General features: G+C 59.8%; 13 protein-coding genes. 5 read left to right on the top strand and 8 right to left on the bottom strand.

Annotated features, from left to right (window positions below):
• Positions 1–20: 20 nt before the first annotated feature.
• The 3 genes from KUIN1_RS25435 (at position 21) to mgrA (ending at position 3,513) form a co-directional block, all read left to right on the top strand.
• Complete coding sequence (locus KUIN1_RS25435) at positions 21–1,346, top strand: LLM class flavin-dependent oxidoreductase (RefSeq protein WP_096104453.1); 1,326 nt, start codon at positions 21–23, stop codon at positions 1,344–1,346.
• Between the two features lie 112 nt (positions 1,347–1,458).
• The gene (locus tag KUIN1_RS25430) at positions 1,459–2,394 is read left to right on the top strand and encodes a sulfonate ABC transporter substrate-binding protein (protein WP_096104454.1); all 936 of its coding nucleotides are present in this window, start codon (positions 1,459–1,461) and stop codon (positions 2,392–2,394) included.
• An 81-nt stretch (positions 2,395–2,475) separates the two neighbouring features.
• Entirely contained in the window at positions 2,476–3,513 is a 1,038-nt protein-coding gene (mgrA, locus tag KUIN1_RS25425; RefSeq protein ID WP_003426913.1) for an L-glyceraldehyde 3-phosphate reductase, read from the top strand.
• Positions 3,514–3,801: 288 nt separating this feature from the next.
• Here the strand turns inward: mgrA and ntrC are convergent, their stop codons facing one another.
• The 6 genes from ntrC to glnA all read right to left on the bottom strand — a co-directional run bounded on the left by ntrC (position 3,802) and on the right by glnA (position 9,973).
• Positions 3,802–5,238 carry a nitrogen regulation protein NR(I) gene (ntrC, locus tag KUIN1_RS25415; RefSeq protein ID WP_003413458.1) on the bottom strand — a complete coding sequence of 479 codons (1,437 nt, stop codon included), beginning with the start codon at positions 5,236–5,238 and terminating at the stop codon, positions 3,802–3,804.
• Entirely contained in the window at positions 5,235–6,320 is a 1,086-nt protein-coding gene (gene glnL, locus KUIN1_RS25410; protein ID WP_002555720.1) for a nitrogen regulation protein NR(II), read from the bottom strand. The genes ntrC and glnL overlap by 4 nt, the downstream gene beginning before the upstream one ends.
• A gap of 282 nt (positions 6,321–6,602) precedes the next feature.
• Complete coding sequence (locus KUIN1_RS25400) at positions 6,603–7,220, bottom strand: DUF4124 domain-containing protein (RefSeq protein ID WP_003405232.1); 618 nt, start codon at positions 7,218–7,220, stop codon at positions 6,603–6,605.
• Between the two features lie 11 nt (positions 7,221–7,231).
• Entirely contained in the window at positions 7,232–7,768 is a 537-nt protein-coding gene (locus KUIN1_RS25395) for a DUF4124 domain-containing protein (protein WP_003405230.1), read from the bottom strand.
• A gap of 77 nt (positions 7,769–7,845) precedes the next feature.
• Positions 7,846–8,403: a chorismate mutase gene (locus KUIN1_RS25390; protein WP_003405228.1), complete on the bottom strand. Its 558-nt coding sequence runs from the start codon at positions 8,401–8,403 to the stop codon at positions 7,846–7,848.
• Positions 8,404–8,566: 163 nt separating this feature from the next.
• Positions 8,567–9,973 carry a glutamate--ammonia ligase gene (gene glnA, locus KUIN1_RS25385; RefSeq protein WP_003343817.1) on the bottom strand — a complete coding sequence of 469 codons (1,407 nt, stop codon included), beginning with the start codon at positions 9,971–9,973 and terminating at the stop codon, positions 8,567–8,569.
• A 336-nt stretch (positions 9,974–10,309) separates the two neighbouring features.
• On the opposite strand from glnA, the gene thiI reads away from it, so the two are divergent.
• Both thiI and typA read left to right on the top strand, forming a co-directional pair.
• A complete protein-coding gene (thiI, locus tag KUIN1_RS25375) occupies positions 10,310–11,764 on the top strand; it encodes a tRNA uracil 4-sulfurtransferase ThiI (RefSeq protein ID WP_011269243.1) in 1,455 nt (484 codons plus the stop codon).
• A 142-nt stretch (positions 11,765–11,906) separates the two neighbouring features.
• On the top strand, positions 11,907–13,727 hold the full coding sequence (gene typA, locus KUIN1_RS25370; RefSeq protein ID WP_003405222.1) for a translational GTPase TypA: 1,821 nt from the start codon (positions 11,907–11,909) through the stop codon (positions 13,725–13,727).
• Positions 13,728–13,827: 100 nt separating this feature from the next.
• Here the strand turns inward: typA and KUIN1_RS25365 are convergent, their stop codons facing one another.
• The gene (locus tag KUIN1_RS25365; protein ID WP_003316379.1) at positions 13,828–14,652 is read right to left on the bottom strand and encodes a DeoR/GlpR family DNA-binding transcription regulator; all 825 of its coding nucleotides are present in this window, start codon (positions 14,650–14,652) and stop codon (positions 13,828–13,830) included.
• Between the two features lie 130 nt (positions 14,653–14,782).
• Entirely contained in the window at positions 14,783–15,556 is a 774-nt protein-coding gene (locus tag KUIN1_RS25360) for an L-iditol 2-dehydrogenase (RefSeq protein ID WP_011269242.1), read from the bottom strand.
• Between the last annotated feature and the right edge of the window lie 8 nt (positions 15,557–15,564).

The following is a 15,564-nucleotide window of genomic DNA, read 5'->3' as shown; positions in this document are numbered from 1 at the left end:
CAACACGTAAGGAGTGAGGTATGAGCACCACTGCCCGACAGATGAAGCTGGGCGCTTTCCTGATGGCCACCGGGCACCATGTCGCCGCCTGGCGGCACCCGGATGTGCCTGCGGATGCAGGGCTGGATTTCAAGCATTACCGGCATGTGGCCAGGGTCGCGGAGGCGGCAAAATTCGATGCGCTGTTCGTCGCTGACAGTGTGGCTGCCGCGACCGGTGATATCGCCAGCCGCATGGCGCGCTCCGATCATTTCGAGCCGCTGACCCTGCTCTCGGCACTCAGCGCGGTGACCGAGCATATTGGTCTGATCGCGACAGCGACCACCACCTACAACGAGCCGTATCACGTAGCCCGCAAGTTCGCCTCGCTGGATCATCTCTCGGGTGGGCGAGCGGGCTGGAATCTGGTGACGTCGGATGCTGCCGCCGAAGCGCAGAACTTCGGTCGCGCCGAGCATGTGGCGCATGCCGAGCGCTACAGCCGCGCACGAGAGTTTCATCAGGTGGTGACCGGCCTGTGGGACAGTTGGGCAGACGATGCCTTCACCCGCGACAAGGCCAGTGGCGAGTATTACGACCCGGCCAGGCTGCATGTGCTCGATCATCAGGGCGAGCATTTCCGCGTCAAGGGTCCGCTGAACGTGGCGCGTTCGCCGCAGGGGCAGCCAGTGGTGGTGCAGGCCGGCTCCTCGGAAGTCGGACGTGATCTGGCGGCGCAGACGGCGGAAGTGGTGTTCACCGCGCAGACCTCGCTGGCCAGTGCGCAAGCGTTTTATGCGGATATCAAAGGCCGGTTACGCGCCTTTGGGCGTGACGCAGACTCACTGAAAATCATGCCCGGCGTGTTCATCGTCGTGGCCGAAACCGAAGCCTTGGCCAAAGCCAAATTCGAGTCGTTTCAGGAACTGGTCGAGCCTCAGGTCGGGGTCGCTCTGCTGGGCCGCATGCTGGGCAATTTCGACCTGTCGGGCTACCCGCTGGACGGCCCGCTGCCAGAGTTGCCATTGACCGACAGCGGCCAGCGCAGCCGGCAGAAACTGCTCACCGAACTGGCTGATCAGGAAAACCTGACCCTGGCGCAACTGGGACGGCGGATTGCCGGTGGGCGAGGGCACTACAGCCTGATCGGTACGCCAGAGCAGATTGCCGATGAGTTGCAACGCTGGTTCGAGCAAGGTGCGGCGGATGGCTTCAACGTGCTGGTGCCACACCTGCCGGGCGGCCTGGAAGATGTCGCGCAGTTGCTGGTGCCGGAGTTACAGCGGCGCGGGCTGTTTCGCGCCGAGTATGAAGGCACGACCTTGCGCGAGAACCTGGGCTTGCAACGGCCTGCTTATAGATTTTGATAATTTCCCGTACCAGATACCAAGCCTGGCTGCAGAGAGGTGACGCGGAGCGTCACGGGATGCATGCCAACGCGGAGCATTGGCACGAGAGTCGACCGAGAAAGGATCACCCATGAAACCATTCACGTTTATCGCCGCCATTCTGGCCTTCAGCGGTCTTTTCGGTACAGCTTCTGCCGACGAGCCCGACACTCTTCGCATCGGCTATCAGAAGGGCTCGATCACGCTGGTGCTGGCCAAGGAAAACGGCCTGCTGGAAAAGCGGTTTCCCGAGAAAAAAATCAAATGGATCGAGTTTCCGGCCGGGCCGCAGATGCTGGAGGCGCTGAACATTGGCAGCCTGGACATCGCCTCCACCGGCGACATCCCGCCGATCTTCGCCCAGGTCGCAGGTGCCGACCTGGTCTACATCGGTGCCGAGCCACCCAAGCCGCAGGTGGAAACCCTGTTGGTGCGCAACGAAAGCCCGGTGCACAGCGTCGCGGAATTGAAAGGCCGCAAGGTCGCGCTGCAGAAAGGCTCCAGCTCGCACAACGTGGTGCTGCGTTTGCTCAACAAAGCCGGCCTGACCTTCAAGGATATTCAGCCAATCTACCTGACCCCTGCCGATGCCCGCGCTGCCTTTGAAAACGGCAGTGTCGATGCCTGGGCGATCTGGGACCCTTACTACTCCATCGCCATGAGCGAAGGCCACAGCCGCCTGCTGGCCAACGGCGAGGGGCTTGGATTGTCCGGTCCGTTCTATACCGCACGGCGGGCGTTTGCCGACGAAAACGCGGCGCTCGTGCAGCAGGTGCTCGACGAACTGACAGTTGCCGATGGGCTGTCGCGCTCGCAGCGTGCCGAGAGTATTCAGATACTGGCGCGCAGCATGGGCTTGTCCGAAGCGGTCATCACTCAGTATCTTGACCATCGGCCTGTATCACCCAGTCTGCCGATCACGCCGGAGATCGTGCGTGCGCAGCAGGCGACCGCTGATCTGTTTTACGACAACCACTTGATACCCAAGCGGGTCGACATTCAGCAGGTTGTCTGGCAAAAGCCATGATTCCGGCGTTGCGAACAGGCGTCGCCTGTTCGCAAACGCAATCAAGACGCCTCGAATATCCCCCAGACAAGAGAGGATTCAATGACCTACATCGCTGCCGAAAATCGTTACGAAGACATGCCTTATCGCCGTACCGGCCGCAGCGGGCTGGTGCTTCCGGCACTGTCTTTGGGCTTGTGGCACAACTTCGGTGACAGCACGCCGATCGATACCCAGCGCGCCATGCTGCGCACGGCGTTTGATCTGGGCATCAACCATTTCGACCTGGCCAACAACTATGGCCCGCCGTACGGCAGCGCCGAGATCAACTTCGGCCGTTTGCTGCGCGAAGACTTCAAGCACTACCGTGATGAGCTGATCATCTCCAGCAAGGCCGGCTGGGACATGTGGCCAGGGCCGTACGGGCAGGGCGGCGGTTCACGTAAATACGTGCTCGCCAGCCTCGACCAGAGCCTGCAACGCATGGGCCTCGATTACGTCGACATCTTCTATTCCCACCGTTTCGACCCGGACACTCCGCTGGAAGAAACCGCCAGCGCCCTGGCCACCGCAGTTCAGCAGGGCAAGGCGTTGTACATCGGTATCTCGTCGTATTCCGGTGCCAAGACCCGCGAAATCGCCGCGTTGCTCAAAGAGTGGAAAGTGCCGCTGCTGATTCACCAGCCGGCCTACAACCTGCTTAACCGCTGGGTCGAGAAAGACTTGCTCGATGCTACTGAAGAGTTGGGTGCCGGCGTGATTGCCTTTACTGCTTTGGCCCAGGGGTTGCTGTCGGACAAGTACCTGAACGGCGTGCCCAAGGATGCGCGGGTCAATCGTCCGGGTGGTGGTTCACTGCAGGCTTCGCACCTGTCCGAGCAGAACATCGCCCACGTGCGCGCGCTCAATGAAATCGCCCAGCGTCGCGGTCAGAGCCTGGCGCAAATGGCCCTGGCCTGGACGTTGCGCGATCCGCGTGTGACTTCAGCGTTGATCGGTGCGAGCCGTCCCGAGCAGATCATCGAAAACGTCGGCGCGCTGAAGAACCTGGCGTTCAGCCCCGAAGAGCTGACCGAGATCGACAGCTTTGCGGTGGAAGGCGGGATCAACCTGTGGGAAAAGCCGTCGCTGGCTGAGTGATGCGCTGCGGCCTATGACCGTCATTCCCGCGCTCCGCGCTCATCGTTATACATAACCCCTTGAAAGCCCGTAATACAGGGCTTTCAGGCTTCTGCCCATAGGGCGTAGGAGCGATCGGGGCGGCGTCCGCATTGTTCGCGAAGACAGTGTGTCAGACGACGCATTTTCGGCGATCATACCGGCCCTTTCGCGAACAAGTTCGCTCCTACGCCCTACGGCCAGAATCAAAAGCGGACTTGTATAACGCTGAGCGCTCCGCGTAGGCATGAACAACCATCATATAACCACTCAGCCCTCATCGGCCTCGTCGTCATCCCCGCCATCGATCTTCATGCCCAGTTCCTTGATCTTGCGGGTCAGGGTGTTACGACCCCAGCCCAGCAATACGGCGGCGTCGCGGCGGCGGCCGGCGGTGTGTTTGAGGGCGGTTTCGATCATGATCCGCTCGAAGGTCGGCACGGCGCTGTCCAGCAGGCTGGACTGACCGCGAGACAAAGCCTGATCGGCCCACTGGCGCAATGCCTGTTCCCAGTTGGTGACCGGCGCGGCGTCCTGCGGCAGGCTCAGCAGTTCCGGCGGCAGATCGCTGATGTGCACTTCACGACCCGAGGCCATGACCGTGATCCAGCGGCAGGTGTTTTCCAGCTGACGAACGTTGCCAGGCCACGGCAGATGCTTGAGGTATTCCTCGGTCTCGGCCTTGAGCAGCTTGGGTTCGACCGCCAGTTCCTGGGCCGCGCGGCTGAGGAAGTGCTTGGCCAGGGTCGGGATGTCTTCGCGACGGTCCGACATGCGCGGAATGTGGATTCGGATCACGTTCAGGCGGTGGAACAAGTCCTCGCGGAACTTGCCGGCCTGCACCAGGGTTTCCAGATTCTGGTGGGTGGCGGCAATGATGCGCACGTCGACCTTGACCGGCGTGTGACCGCCGACCCGGTAGAACTCGCCATCCGCCAGGACACGCAACAGACGGGTCTGGGTGTCGGCAGGCATGTCACCGATTTCATCGAGAAACAGCGTGCCGCCGTCGGCCTGTTCGAAGCGTCCACGGCGCAGGTTGGCCGCGCCGGTGAACGCGCCTTTCTCATGCCCGAACAGCTCGGACTCCATCAGGTCCTTGGGGATCGCCGCCATGTTCAGCGCAATGAACGGCGAGGCCGAACGCGGGCTGTGGCGATGCAATGCGTGAGCGACCAGTTCCTTGCCAGTACCCGACTCACCATTGATCAACACCGTGATGTTGGAGTGGCTCAGACGGCCGATGGCGCGAAACACTTCCTGCATCGCTGGTGCTTCGCCAATGATCTCGGGAGTGCGGGTCAGCGTCGGGGCGACGTCCAGGCCCTGTTGTTCCTGAGCGTGCTGATTGGCGCGCTTGACCAGCGACACGGCTTCATCGACGTCGAATGGCTTGGGCAGGTACTCGAACGCACCGCCCTGATAGGACGCCACGGCGCTGTCCAGGTCCGAATGGGCGGTCATGATGATCACCGGCAGACGCGGATGCTGCTCGCGAATCCGCGCCAACAGGTCCAGGCCACTGGCACCCGGCATGCGGATGTCGGAAATGATCACGTCCGGTTGCTGACGGGCCAGACGGCTCATCACCCCGTCGGCGCTGTCGAAGCTTTGCGTGGTCATGCCTTCCTGTTGCAAGGCTTTTTCCAGTACCCAGCGGATAGAACGATCGTCGTCTACGATCCAGACAGTTTCACTACGGCTCATGTCGAAGCTGCTCCTTGTTCCAGCGGCAGGAAGATCGAGAATGTGGTGTGGCCGGGATGGCTGTCACACTCGATCAGACCCTGGTGCTGGCTGATGATGTTCTGGGTAATGGCAAGACCTAGTCCCGTGCCATCCGGGCGGCCACTGACCATCGGATAGAAAATGGTTTCCTGAAGTTCGGCCGGAATACCGGGGCCGTTGTCGATGATTTCGATCTTGCTCACCAGTCGATGGCGAACGTGGCCGATGGTGAACTGGCGCATGGCGCGGGTACGCAGGGTGATCCGGCCAAGGCGCAACTCGTTCTGGCCGCTGATGGCCTGCATGGCGTTGCGCACGATATTGAGCACCGCCTGGATCATTTGCTCGCGGTCGATCAACACGTCCGGGATGCTTGGGTCGTAGTCGCGCACCAAGGTAATGCAACCCTGGCTTTCGGCCTCGACCAGGCTGCACACGCGCTCCAGCACTTCGTGCACGTTGGTCATCGCCAGCGATGGCAGCTTGTTGGAGCCGAGCATGCGGTCGACCAGATTACGCAGGCGGTCGGCCTCTTCGATAATGACGTTGGTGTAGTCCTTGAGGCTTTCTTCAGGCAGCTCGCGGGCCAGCAATTGTGCGGCCCCGCGAATGCCGCCCAGTGGATTCTTGATCTCGTGAGCCAGGCCACGCACCAGCATCTTGGTGGTTTCCTGCTTGGACAGCTGAGCCTCTTCCTTGGTGATACGCAACAGCCGGTCACGCGGATGCACTTCAAGCAGCAGCAGGGTATCGCCCTTGCTAAGGATAGGCGTCACCGCGTAGTCGACCGTCAGGGTCTGGCCGGTCAGTGCAGTGAGCATCGCTTCGCGCTTGGTAAAAGGATGAGCCTGTTCGACTGCCTGACGCAGCGAACTCAATGCTTCGGCCGACTCGGTGAACAGCTCGCTGATGAATTGCCCATGGCTGCGCTGCCCGCTGATGGCCAGCAGCATTTCCGCCGCCGGGTTCATGTACTCAAGTCGCAGGTCGGCGTTGAGCAGAATGGTGGCAGTGGTCAGGTTATCCAGTAACAGTCTGTGCAGCGCATCGCTGATAGTCATGAATCGTGTTGACCTCTTTTGGCACATTGCAGTCGCGCAATGCGGGTGCTGGTTGGTCTGCACCAGCAGGAGCAAGGCCACCAATACGGTGCTTTGCCAGTGAAGTTGCAAAAAACAAACCAAGGCTCCGAAAAGAAGCGCTTTATCTGCAAAATCGGGCCGTTTTTGTAAAGAGTGCCCGCATACGGCGCTACCCGGCCAAGGTTCCTGAACCAGATTGGGCTGTATTGTTGCGCAGGCAGGCATTGAGCGCACCAAAAAGGTGCCGACGATTTGGCGAGATCAAAAGAAGGGCAGAATGCTGCTTTTTGGCTCGGGCTTGTCCTTGAGCGGACACTCCGGACGCACGCCGTAGTCATCATCCTTGCAGGGGTGGGTCGCGCGCTTTTGCGCCAGGGAAATGCGCTGCACGTGAAACGGCTGGTTCGGGGTTTTTTCCAGAACACGGCCAAGCTCGTCGAAAATCTCTACCGACAGTTGATGGGTGCCGCGATCCACATTGCTCAACGGAAACACCGGGCTGCGGCCGGCCTGGCCGACGGCAACGTTATCCAGCAGCAGCCGGTAGCTGTGCCCCGCCTGTAACACCGGTTCGCTGGTGACGGTAACGATCAGGTCGCCACTGGGATTGACCAGAGTAGCGTCCGGTTCAGGCACCAGGATTCTCAGCAACTGGTAATGAAACATCGGTTGTACTGCCGGTTTGGCGGGGTGGGCCTTCAAGGTGCGGGTCGGCGGCGTGCCGGTCATGTTGTTGCTGGGGGCGATGTCGACGCGGGTGGCGTTCTTGCGCGGCTGGTCGGTAAACACCCGATTACCCTGCGCGTCGATATAGGTGTAGACGTCGGCCACTGCGGGCAGCGTCAAGAGCAACAACAGGCAGGTCAGCAGGCGGCGCATCGTGTGTCTGCTCATGGCTTGCCGAGGTGTACGCGCTGTACGGTCAGGGTGATGGTTTCGCTCTGCTGAATGATCCGCTCGCCGTCTTTCACGACCACCGCGAAACTGTGTTCACCGCGATCTGCGTTGACCACCTGAAAGCGCGGCAGGTTGGAGGGCTGCCCGTACAGGTTGCCGTCCAGCAGCAGTTGCAGGCTGTGAGTCGGTTGCAGGCGTGGCTCGATCTTCACACCGATGATGAACGTGCCATTGTTGGCGCGTAACGCTTCATCGGTGGGCAGGTCTTTCAGTTCCAGCACGTCGTAGGCCGTTTGCGGCTGCGAGGGTGGCGCCACAGGGGCCGGTTGCGGCTCGCGGTTGAGGGCTGGCCTGGAAGGTGTCTGCGTTTCGATGCTGTTGAGCGGCGGTAACTCGACCACTTCGGTCTTGGTGCCGTTGGGCGGCTGATTGCTGAACGCGGTGTTGCCGTTCGCATCGGTGTACTTATAGATCTGCGCCAGCGCAGGCAGGCTGATCAACAGCAGCAGGCAAATCAGACTTTGACGCATGAGACTCTCGACAGCAGGGCAAGATTGGCCGTCAGCATAGAACACATCGCCCTATGCTGCGCTATCCGCCTGATGTGTCAGAGTTTCGCAGGACAAAGGTCGGCTGTGGCCAGTACCAGCGCCTGATCGTGAATCGGGTCGGTCTGATAACGCTTCAGCGCCGCATCCAGTTGCATCCGGCAGGTTTCTGCCTTGCGCAGTGGCTGGAAGTCCGCGTAGGCCTGGAGCAACTGGGTTTGCAGGCGATCCAGCTTCGGACGAATGTCATCGACCAGACTGAGCCTGACCGTGTCGGGCGCCTTGCCTGCCGCGTGCCATTGGGCGAGCAGGGCGTTCTGCACCTGTTTATTGGCTTCGATCTGGGCGCGGAACAGGCGTTGAACGTCATCGGGGTCGAGCTTGAACTCGGCAGCACGGGCCTGGGCGGCGCTGATCACTTGCAGCTCGCGCGGCGGGTCCTCGACGGCCTTGCCGCTGTCCCACTTGCTAAGGGCAACCTGATCGGCGATGGTCAGGCGCTCGCTGATCGCTTGCAACAGCGGTTCAAGTGCAGAAGGTTTTTGCTCGGCAGTGAAGGCGAAACAGGTAGACATGAACGTCATTGTCAGCAGGGAAGTGGCCAGAATAAGGCGCATGGCAGTTCCATCTCGGTTCGGTTGGGAGATGCAGATTTAACTCCAGGCGACCGGTCAGAGCCAGTGTTGCGGGGTGAACAAATGTTCACGCGGTAAAATCCGGGCAAAAAAAGACCTCCCGAAGGAGGTCTCCTGTTACGCCATCAACGCTGGCGTGGCTGGATCAGCAGCTGTAGTACAGCTCGTATTCCAGTGGGTGTACGAAGGTGCGAACCTTGATTTCTTCTTCGCTTTTCAGCTCGATGTAGGCATCGATGAAGTCGTCGCTGAAGACGCCGCCCTTGGTCAGGAACGCGCGGCCCTTGTCCAGTTCTTCCAGGGCTTCTTTCAGGCTGCCGCAAACTTGTGGGATCTCTTTGGCCTCTTCAGGCGGCAGGTCATACAGGTTTTTGTCAGCTGCGTCGCCAGGGTGGATCTTGTTCTGGATGCCGTCCAGGCCAGCCATCAACAGGGCCGCGAAGGCCAGGTACGGGTTGGCTGCCGGATCCGGGAAGCGTGCTTCGATACGGCGGCCGCGTGGGCTGTTGACGTAAGGAATACGGATCGATGCGGAGCGGTTACGCGCCGAGTAGGCCAGCATGACCGGTGCTTCGAAACCCGGGACCAGACGCTTGTAGGAGTTGGTCGACGGGTTGGTGAAGCCGTTCAGCGCCTTGCCGTGCTTGATGATGCCGCCGATGAAGTACAGGGCGGTATCGGACAGACCGGCGTAGCCTTCGCCTGCGAAGGTGTTCTTGCCATCCTTGGAGATGGACATGTGTACGTGCATACCCGAGCCGTTGTCACCGTACAGTGGCTTGGGCATGAAAGTAGCGGTACGGCCGTAAGCGTCGGCAACGTTGTGTACGCAGTACTTGAGGGTCTGAACTTCGTCAGCCTTCTTGACCAGCGTGTTGAATTTCACGCCGATTTCGTTCTGGCCGGCAGTCGCCACTTCGTGGTGGTGAACTTCAACGGTCTGGCCCATTTCTTCCAGAGCGTTGCACATGGCGGTGCGGATTTCGTGGTCGTGATCGACCGGTGGCAGCGGGAAGTAACCACCTTTGACGCCCGGACGGTGGCCCTTGTTGCCGCCATCGACGTCGCCGTCGGTCATCCAGGAAGCCTGTTCGGAGAAGATCTTGAACATGGAACCGGAGATGTCGGACTTGAATTTCACTTCGTCGAAGATGAAGAACTCTGGCTCCGGACCTACGAATACGGTGTCGCCGATACCGGTCGACTTCAGGTATTCCTCGGCACGGTGGGCAATGGCGCGCGGGTCGCGGTCGTAGCCTTGCATGGTCGAAGGTTCGATGACGTCGCAGACCAGAACCAGGGTCGGCTCTTCGGTGAACGGGTCGAGCAGGGCGGTTTCGTCATCTGGCAGAAGAATCATGTCGGACGCTTCGATGCCTTTCCAGCCAGCGATGGAGGAACCGTCGAACATTTTGCCGACTTCGAAGAAATCGTCTTCCAGTGCATCGCGCGCAGGCATGGTGACGTGCTGCTGCTTGCCCTTGGTGTCCGTGAAGCGCAGATCAATCCACTTAACGTCATGATCTTTGATGAGTTGAACCGACTTCGACATGGTGTCCTCCGGGTGGCTAGAGACCGACTTGATAGAGTTATGGTCCCTTGAATTTGGGTGATGCCGGCGCAGATACTCTGCCAAGGCAACCTGCCTCACAAGGGAGCAATTTGCATGCCAGTGCCCCGTGTTGGGTTTTTTGCCTCAAACGCAGGTTTTCAGGGGGCGAAAACGCACCACGCGGGAAAAACACGCACCTTTATGGCGCTGCAATTTGGTGCGCCGACTCTTTTTGGTGCGTCGCTGATTGCGTGTACGATAACTGGTTAAACCTTGAGCAATTTCCGCTATAATCCGCGCCCCCCTTTTTTGGTCGGCACCTCACGCTCCGTTTCCATGAAACTAATCGTTAAAGTTTTCCCAGAAATCACCATCAAAAGCCCGCCGGTGCGCAAGAAGTTCATCCGGCAACTGGGCAAGAACATTCGTACCGTGCTCCGTGAACTGGACGCGGACATTGTCGTGGGTGGCGTATGGGACAACCTTGAGGTCGAAACCCGGCTGACCGACCCCAAAGTGCTGCAGGGCATCAGGGAGCGGCTGAGCTGCATGCCCGGCATTGCCAACTTTCTGCAGGTCGCCGAGTACCCGCTGGGCGATCTCGACGACGTCGTCGCCAAGTGCGAGCTGCACTACGCCGACCTGTTGCCTGGCAAGATGTTTTCAGTGCGTTGCAAGCGCGCCGGTCGCCACGACTTCAGCTCCATGGACGTCGAGAAATACGTCGGCAGCAAGCTGCGCATGCAGTGCGGCGCGGCCGGAATCGAGCTGAAAAAGCCCGATCTGGTCGTGCGCATGGAAATTCGCGACCAACGGTTGTTTGTCGTTCACGACCAGCATCAGGGCATGGGCGGTTACCCGCTGGGCGCGCTGGAGCAGACCCTGGTACTGATGTCCGGCGGGTTCGATTCGACCGTTGCGGCCTACCAGATCATGCGCCGCGGCCTGATGGCGCACTTCTGCTTCTTCAATCTGGGCGGACGGGCCCATGAACTGGGCGTGATGGAAGTCGCGCACTTCATCTGGAAGAAGTACGGCAGTTCACAGCGGGTGCTGTTCGTCAGCGTACCGTTCGAGGAAGTTCTCGGAGAAATTCTGCAGAAAGTCGATAACAGTCATATGGGTGTAGTTTTGAAGCGTATGATGTTACGCGCTGCATCCGCCGTGGCCGATCGTCTTGAAATCGATGTGCTGGTCACCGGCGAAGCGATTTCACAGGTTGCCAGCCAGACGCTGCCCAACCTGTCGCTGATTGACGCGGCAACCGACAAGCTGGTCCTGCGGCCGCTGGTTGCCACCCATAAGCAGGACATCGTGGACCTGGCGACTGAAATCGGCACCGCTGATTTTGCCCGGCACATGCCAGAGTATTGCGGGGTGATTTCGGTCAACCCGAAGACCAACGCCAAGCGAAATCGCGTTGAGTACGAAGAAAAACAGTTCGACATGGCGATTCTCGAGCAGGCGCTCGAACGCGCGAAGCTGGTTTCGATCGATCGGGTGATCGACGATCTGAGCCGCAATGTCGATATAGAAGAAGTCAGCCAGGCGCTGGCCGGTCAGGTGATCCTCGACATCCGTCACCCGGATGCCCAGGAAGACCAACCGCTGCAAGTGCCTGGCGTGGAGATACAGACGTTGCCGTTCTACGCATTGAACAGCCGTTTCAAGGCACTGGATGACACGCGCCAGTACCTGCTGTATTGCGACAAAGGCGTCATGAGTCGCCTGCATGCCCACCATTTGCTCAGTGAGGGACATGCCAATGTGCGCGTATATCGACCGAGCTAAGTGCCCGGGGCTGTTTGCCTGTGGCTTGCGTCACCGGCCCCCCGACACCCGTCGTCATGCCGTTACGGCTTTTGCCGACTCAAAATAGTAATCGCTGTCCTTAACCAGTCAGCAGACCGAATCCTCTGATCGAGATACACAAGTGATCGAAAATCTACGTAACATCGCCATCATTGCTCACGTTGACCATGGTAAGACCACCCTGGTAGACAAACTCCTGCGTCAATCCGGCACTCTGGAGCGCGGCGAGCTCAACGACGAACGCGTGATGGACTCCAACGACCAGGAGAAAGAGCGCGGTATTACCATTCTCGCGAAGAACACCGCGATCAACTGGAATGGCTACCACATCAACATCGTGGACACCCCGGGCCACGCCGACTTCGGTGGTGAAGTAGAGCGCGTGATGTCGATGGTCGACTCCGTACTGCTGCTGGTCGATGCCCAGGACGGCCCTATGCCGCAAACCCGTTTCGTGACCAAGAAGGCTTTCGAAGCCGGCCTGCGTCCGATCGTGGTCATCAACAAGGTTGACCGTCCAGGCGCACGTCCGGACTGGGTTCTGGACCAGATCTTCGACCTGTTCGACAACCTGGGTGCCACTGAAGAACAGCTGGACTTCAAAGTCGTCTACGCCTCGGCCCTGAACGGCATTGCCGGTCTGGAACACACCGCCATGGCTGAAGACATGACCCCGCTGTACCAGGCGATCGTCGATCACGTCCCTGCGCCAAAGGTTGACCGTGACGGTCCGTTCCAGATGCAGATTTCCGCACTGGATTACAACAGCTTCCTGGGCGTCATCGGTGTTGGCCGTATCGCTCGTGGTCGCGTCAAGCCGAACACTCCGGTGGTTGCCATTGACGTCAACGGCAAGAAGCGTAACGGCCGTATCCTGAAACTGATGGGTCACCACGGTCTGCACCGCATCGACGTTGAAGAAGCAGCTGCCGGCGACATCGTCTGCATCAGCGGCTTCGACCAGCTGTTCATCTCCGACACTCTGTGCGACCCACTGAACGTCGAAGCGATGAAGCCGCTGACCGTTGACGAACCTACCGTTTCGATGACCTTCCAGGTTAACGATTCGCCGTTCTGCGGTAAGGAAGGCAAGTTCGTCACCAGCCGTAACATCAAGGAGCGTCTGGACAAGGAACTGCTCTACAACGTTGCTCTGCGCGTTGAAGAAGGCGACACCGCCGACAAGTTCAAGGTCTCCGGCCGTGGTGAGCTGCACCTCTCAGTACTGATCGAAACCATGCGTCGCGAAGGCTTCGAAATGGGTGTTGGTCGTCCTGAAGTGATCATCCGCATGGTTGACGGCGTCAAGCACGAACCGTACGAAAACGTCACCATCGACCTGCCTGAAGAAGCGCAGGGCGCGATCATGGAGCAAATGGGTAACCGTAAAGGCGACCTGACCAACATGGTTCCGGATGGCAAGGGCCGTGTGCGCCTTGAGTACAACATCCCGGCACGTGGCCTGATCGGTTTCCGTAACGAGTTCCTGACCCTGACTTCCGGCGCAGGCATCCTGACCAGCATCTTCGACCGTTACGACGTGATGAAGTCGGGCGACATGTCCGGCCGTCAGAACGGCGTTCTGGTTTCGGTTGCTACCGGCAAGGCGCTGACCTACTCCCTGGAAACACTGCAAGCCCGTGGCAAGCTGTTCCTGGGTCATGGCGAAGACGTGTACGAAGGTCAGATCGTCGGCATCAACAGCCGCGACAACGACCTGGGTGTCAACCCAACCAAAGGCAAGAAGCTCGACAACATGCGTGCTTCCGGTAAAGACGAAACCATCGCTCTGGTTCCGCCTATCCGTTTCACTCTGGAACAAGCGCTGGAATTCGTACAAGAAGACGAACTCTGCGAAGTGACGCCAAAGTCGATCCGCCTGCGTAAGAAAATCCTTGGTGAAAGCGAGCGTACTCGTGCTGCCAAGAAGTCGGGCAACTGAGTAATCGGTTAGTCGGCTAGACACAAAAAACCCGGTCGCGAGACCGGGTTTTTTTATGCCTGCCATTCGTGGCCTGTGGCACAGCTCGCCTGGCGACAAGCTACTTCGAACGGCCGCCCACTGGCGCCAGCAGCAACTCGATACGCTGCTTGCGAATCCCGTCGGCAGCCGCTTCGGCCAGGGCTGCGTCGGTGATGATGGTGTCGAACTGCTCGAGCCCGGCGACCTTGTACATACCGAAGGTGCCGTACTTGGAGCTGGTGGCGATCAGCACGGTTTGCGAGGCGGACTGCATGGCGGCCTGCTTGACCTCGACCTTCAGCGCCGACGGTGTGGTGGTGCCGCGTTGCAGGTCCCACGAGCTGGTGGACATGAAGGCCACATCGGTCGCCAGCTGGCGCAAGGTTGCCGCTGCCAGGCCGCCGACGCTGGAACGATTCGGATGATCGAGCAGCCCGCCGGTATGAATCACATCCACATGCGCAGCATCGGCCAGCGCGTTGACCACGCCGAAATCATTGGTGACCACGGTCATGCCCGACAGCGCGATGATGTGCGGGACGATTTCGAGTGTGCTGGTGCCTGCGTCCAGATAGATCGTCATGTCCGGGTGCAAGAGCCCCGCTGCGAGCCGCGCCATGCCCTGCTTGTGTGGCAACTCCACCACCGCCTTGGACTGGTGGCTGGGTTCGCTGTGGACTTGGCTGGCGATACGCACGCCGCCGGTGACCGAGTAGGCGCGACCTTCCTGCTCCAGCAGGGCAATGTCGCGGCGGATGGTCATGTGCGAGCAATCGAACATCTCCATCAACTGATGCACGCTGAGCACCTGATGCTTGCGTAACTGACGCAGCATCAGCTCCCGGCGCTGATCAGGGATCATAGGTGTACCGCCGGAAATGGCGATCTCCTCTTCAGTGGACATTCGTACTCCTGTACATCAATGAGCCGGCTCAGGCAGCAGACGGTCCGCGCATCTTAGCCAATCGCTTCGGCAATGGAAGCGGTCGCAGGCTTTTTTGCGCGGTTCGGCTCATCTTTACCTCTGTCCCACTTCAATTCATCCAGTTGCCACCGTCGACGTTATAGGTCTGGGCGACCACGTACTCGCTGTCCGCTGAAGCCAGAAAAATGGCCATGCCGGTCAAATCGTCCGCCGTGCCCATGCGCCCGTAAGGCACTTGCTCGCCCACCAGTTTTTTCTTCTCGCCCAACGGCCGGTTTTCGTGGCGGGCGAACAACGCATCGACGCCGTCCCAGTGTTCGCCATCGACCACACCCGGCGCGATGGCGTTGACATTGATGCCGTGCCTGATGAGGTCCAGCCCGGCCGATTGGGTCAGGCTGATCACCGCAGCCTTGGTCGCGCAATACACCGCCACCAGCGCCTCGCCCCGGCGACCGGCCTGGCTGGCCATATTGATGATCCTGCCGCCGTGCCCCTGGGCAATCATTTGCTTCGCCGCAGCCTGCAAGGTGAACAGCGTGCCGCCGACATTGATCGAAAACAGCCGCTCGTAGCTGTCGCGGGTGATGTCGACGATTGGTGCCAGGTCGAACAGCGCGGCGTTGTTGATCAGGATATCCAGCTTGCCGGCCTGGGCGACTACTGCGGCTATGGCCTGATCGATGGACGACTGATCCGTGACGTCCATCCGCACCGCATACGCGTTGGGTCCCAGTTCGGTCGCTGTCGCCTGTGCGCGTTGCAGATCGATATCGGCAATCGCCACGCGCGCACCTTCGTGAATGTACGCCTGCGCAAACGCCCGGCCGATGCCTCGCGCCGATCCGGTGATCAGCGCGCTTTTACCTTCAAGTCGTTTCATGGGTTCAT

Source organism: Pseudomonas sp. KUIN-1 (assembly GCF_009176725.1).
In the GTDB taxonomy this organism is placed as follows: Bacteria; Pseudomonadota; Gammaproteobacteria; order Pseudomonadales; family Pseudomonadaceae; genus Aquipseudomonas; species Aquipseudomonas fragariae.
The sequence above is the reverse complement of the archived record's forward strand: the minus strand, read 5'-3'. Positions and strand labels throughout refer to the sequence as shown.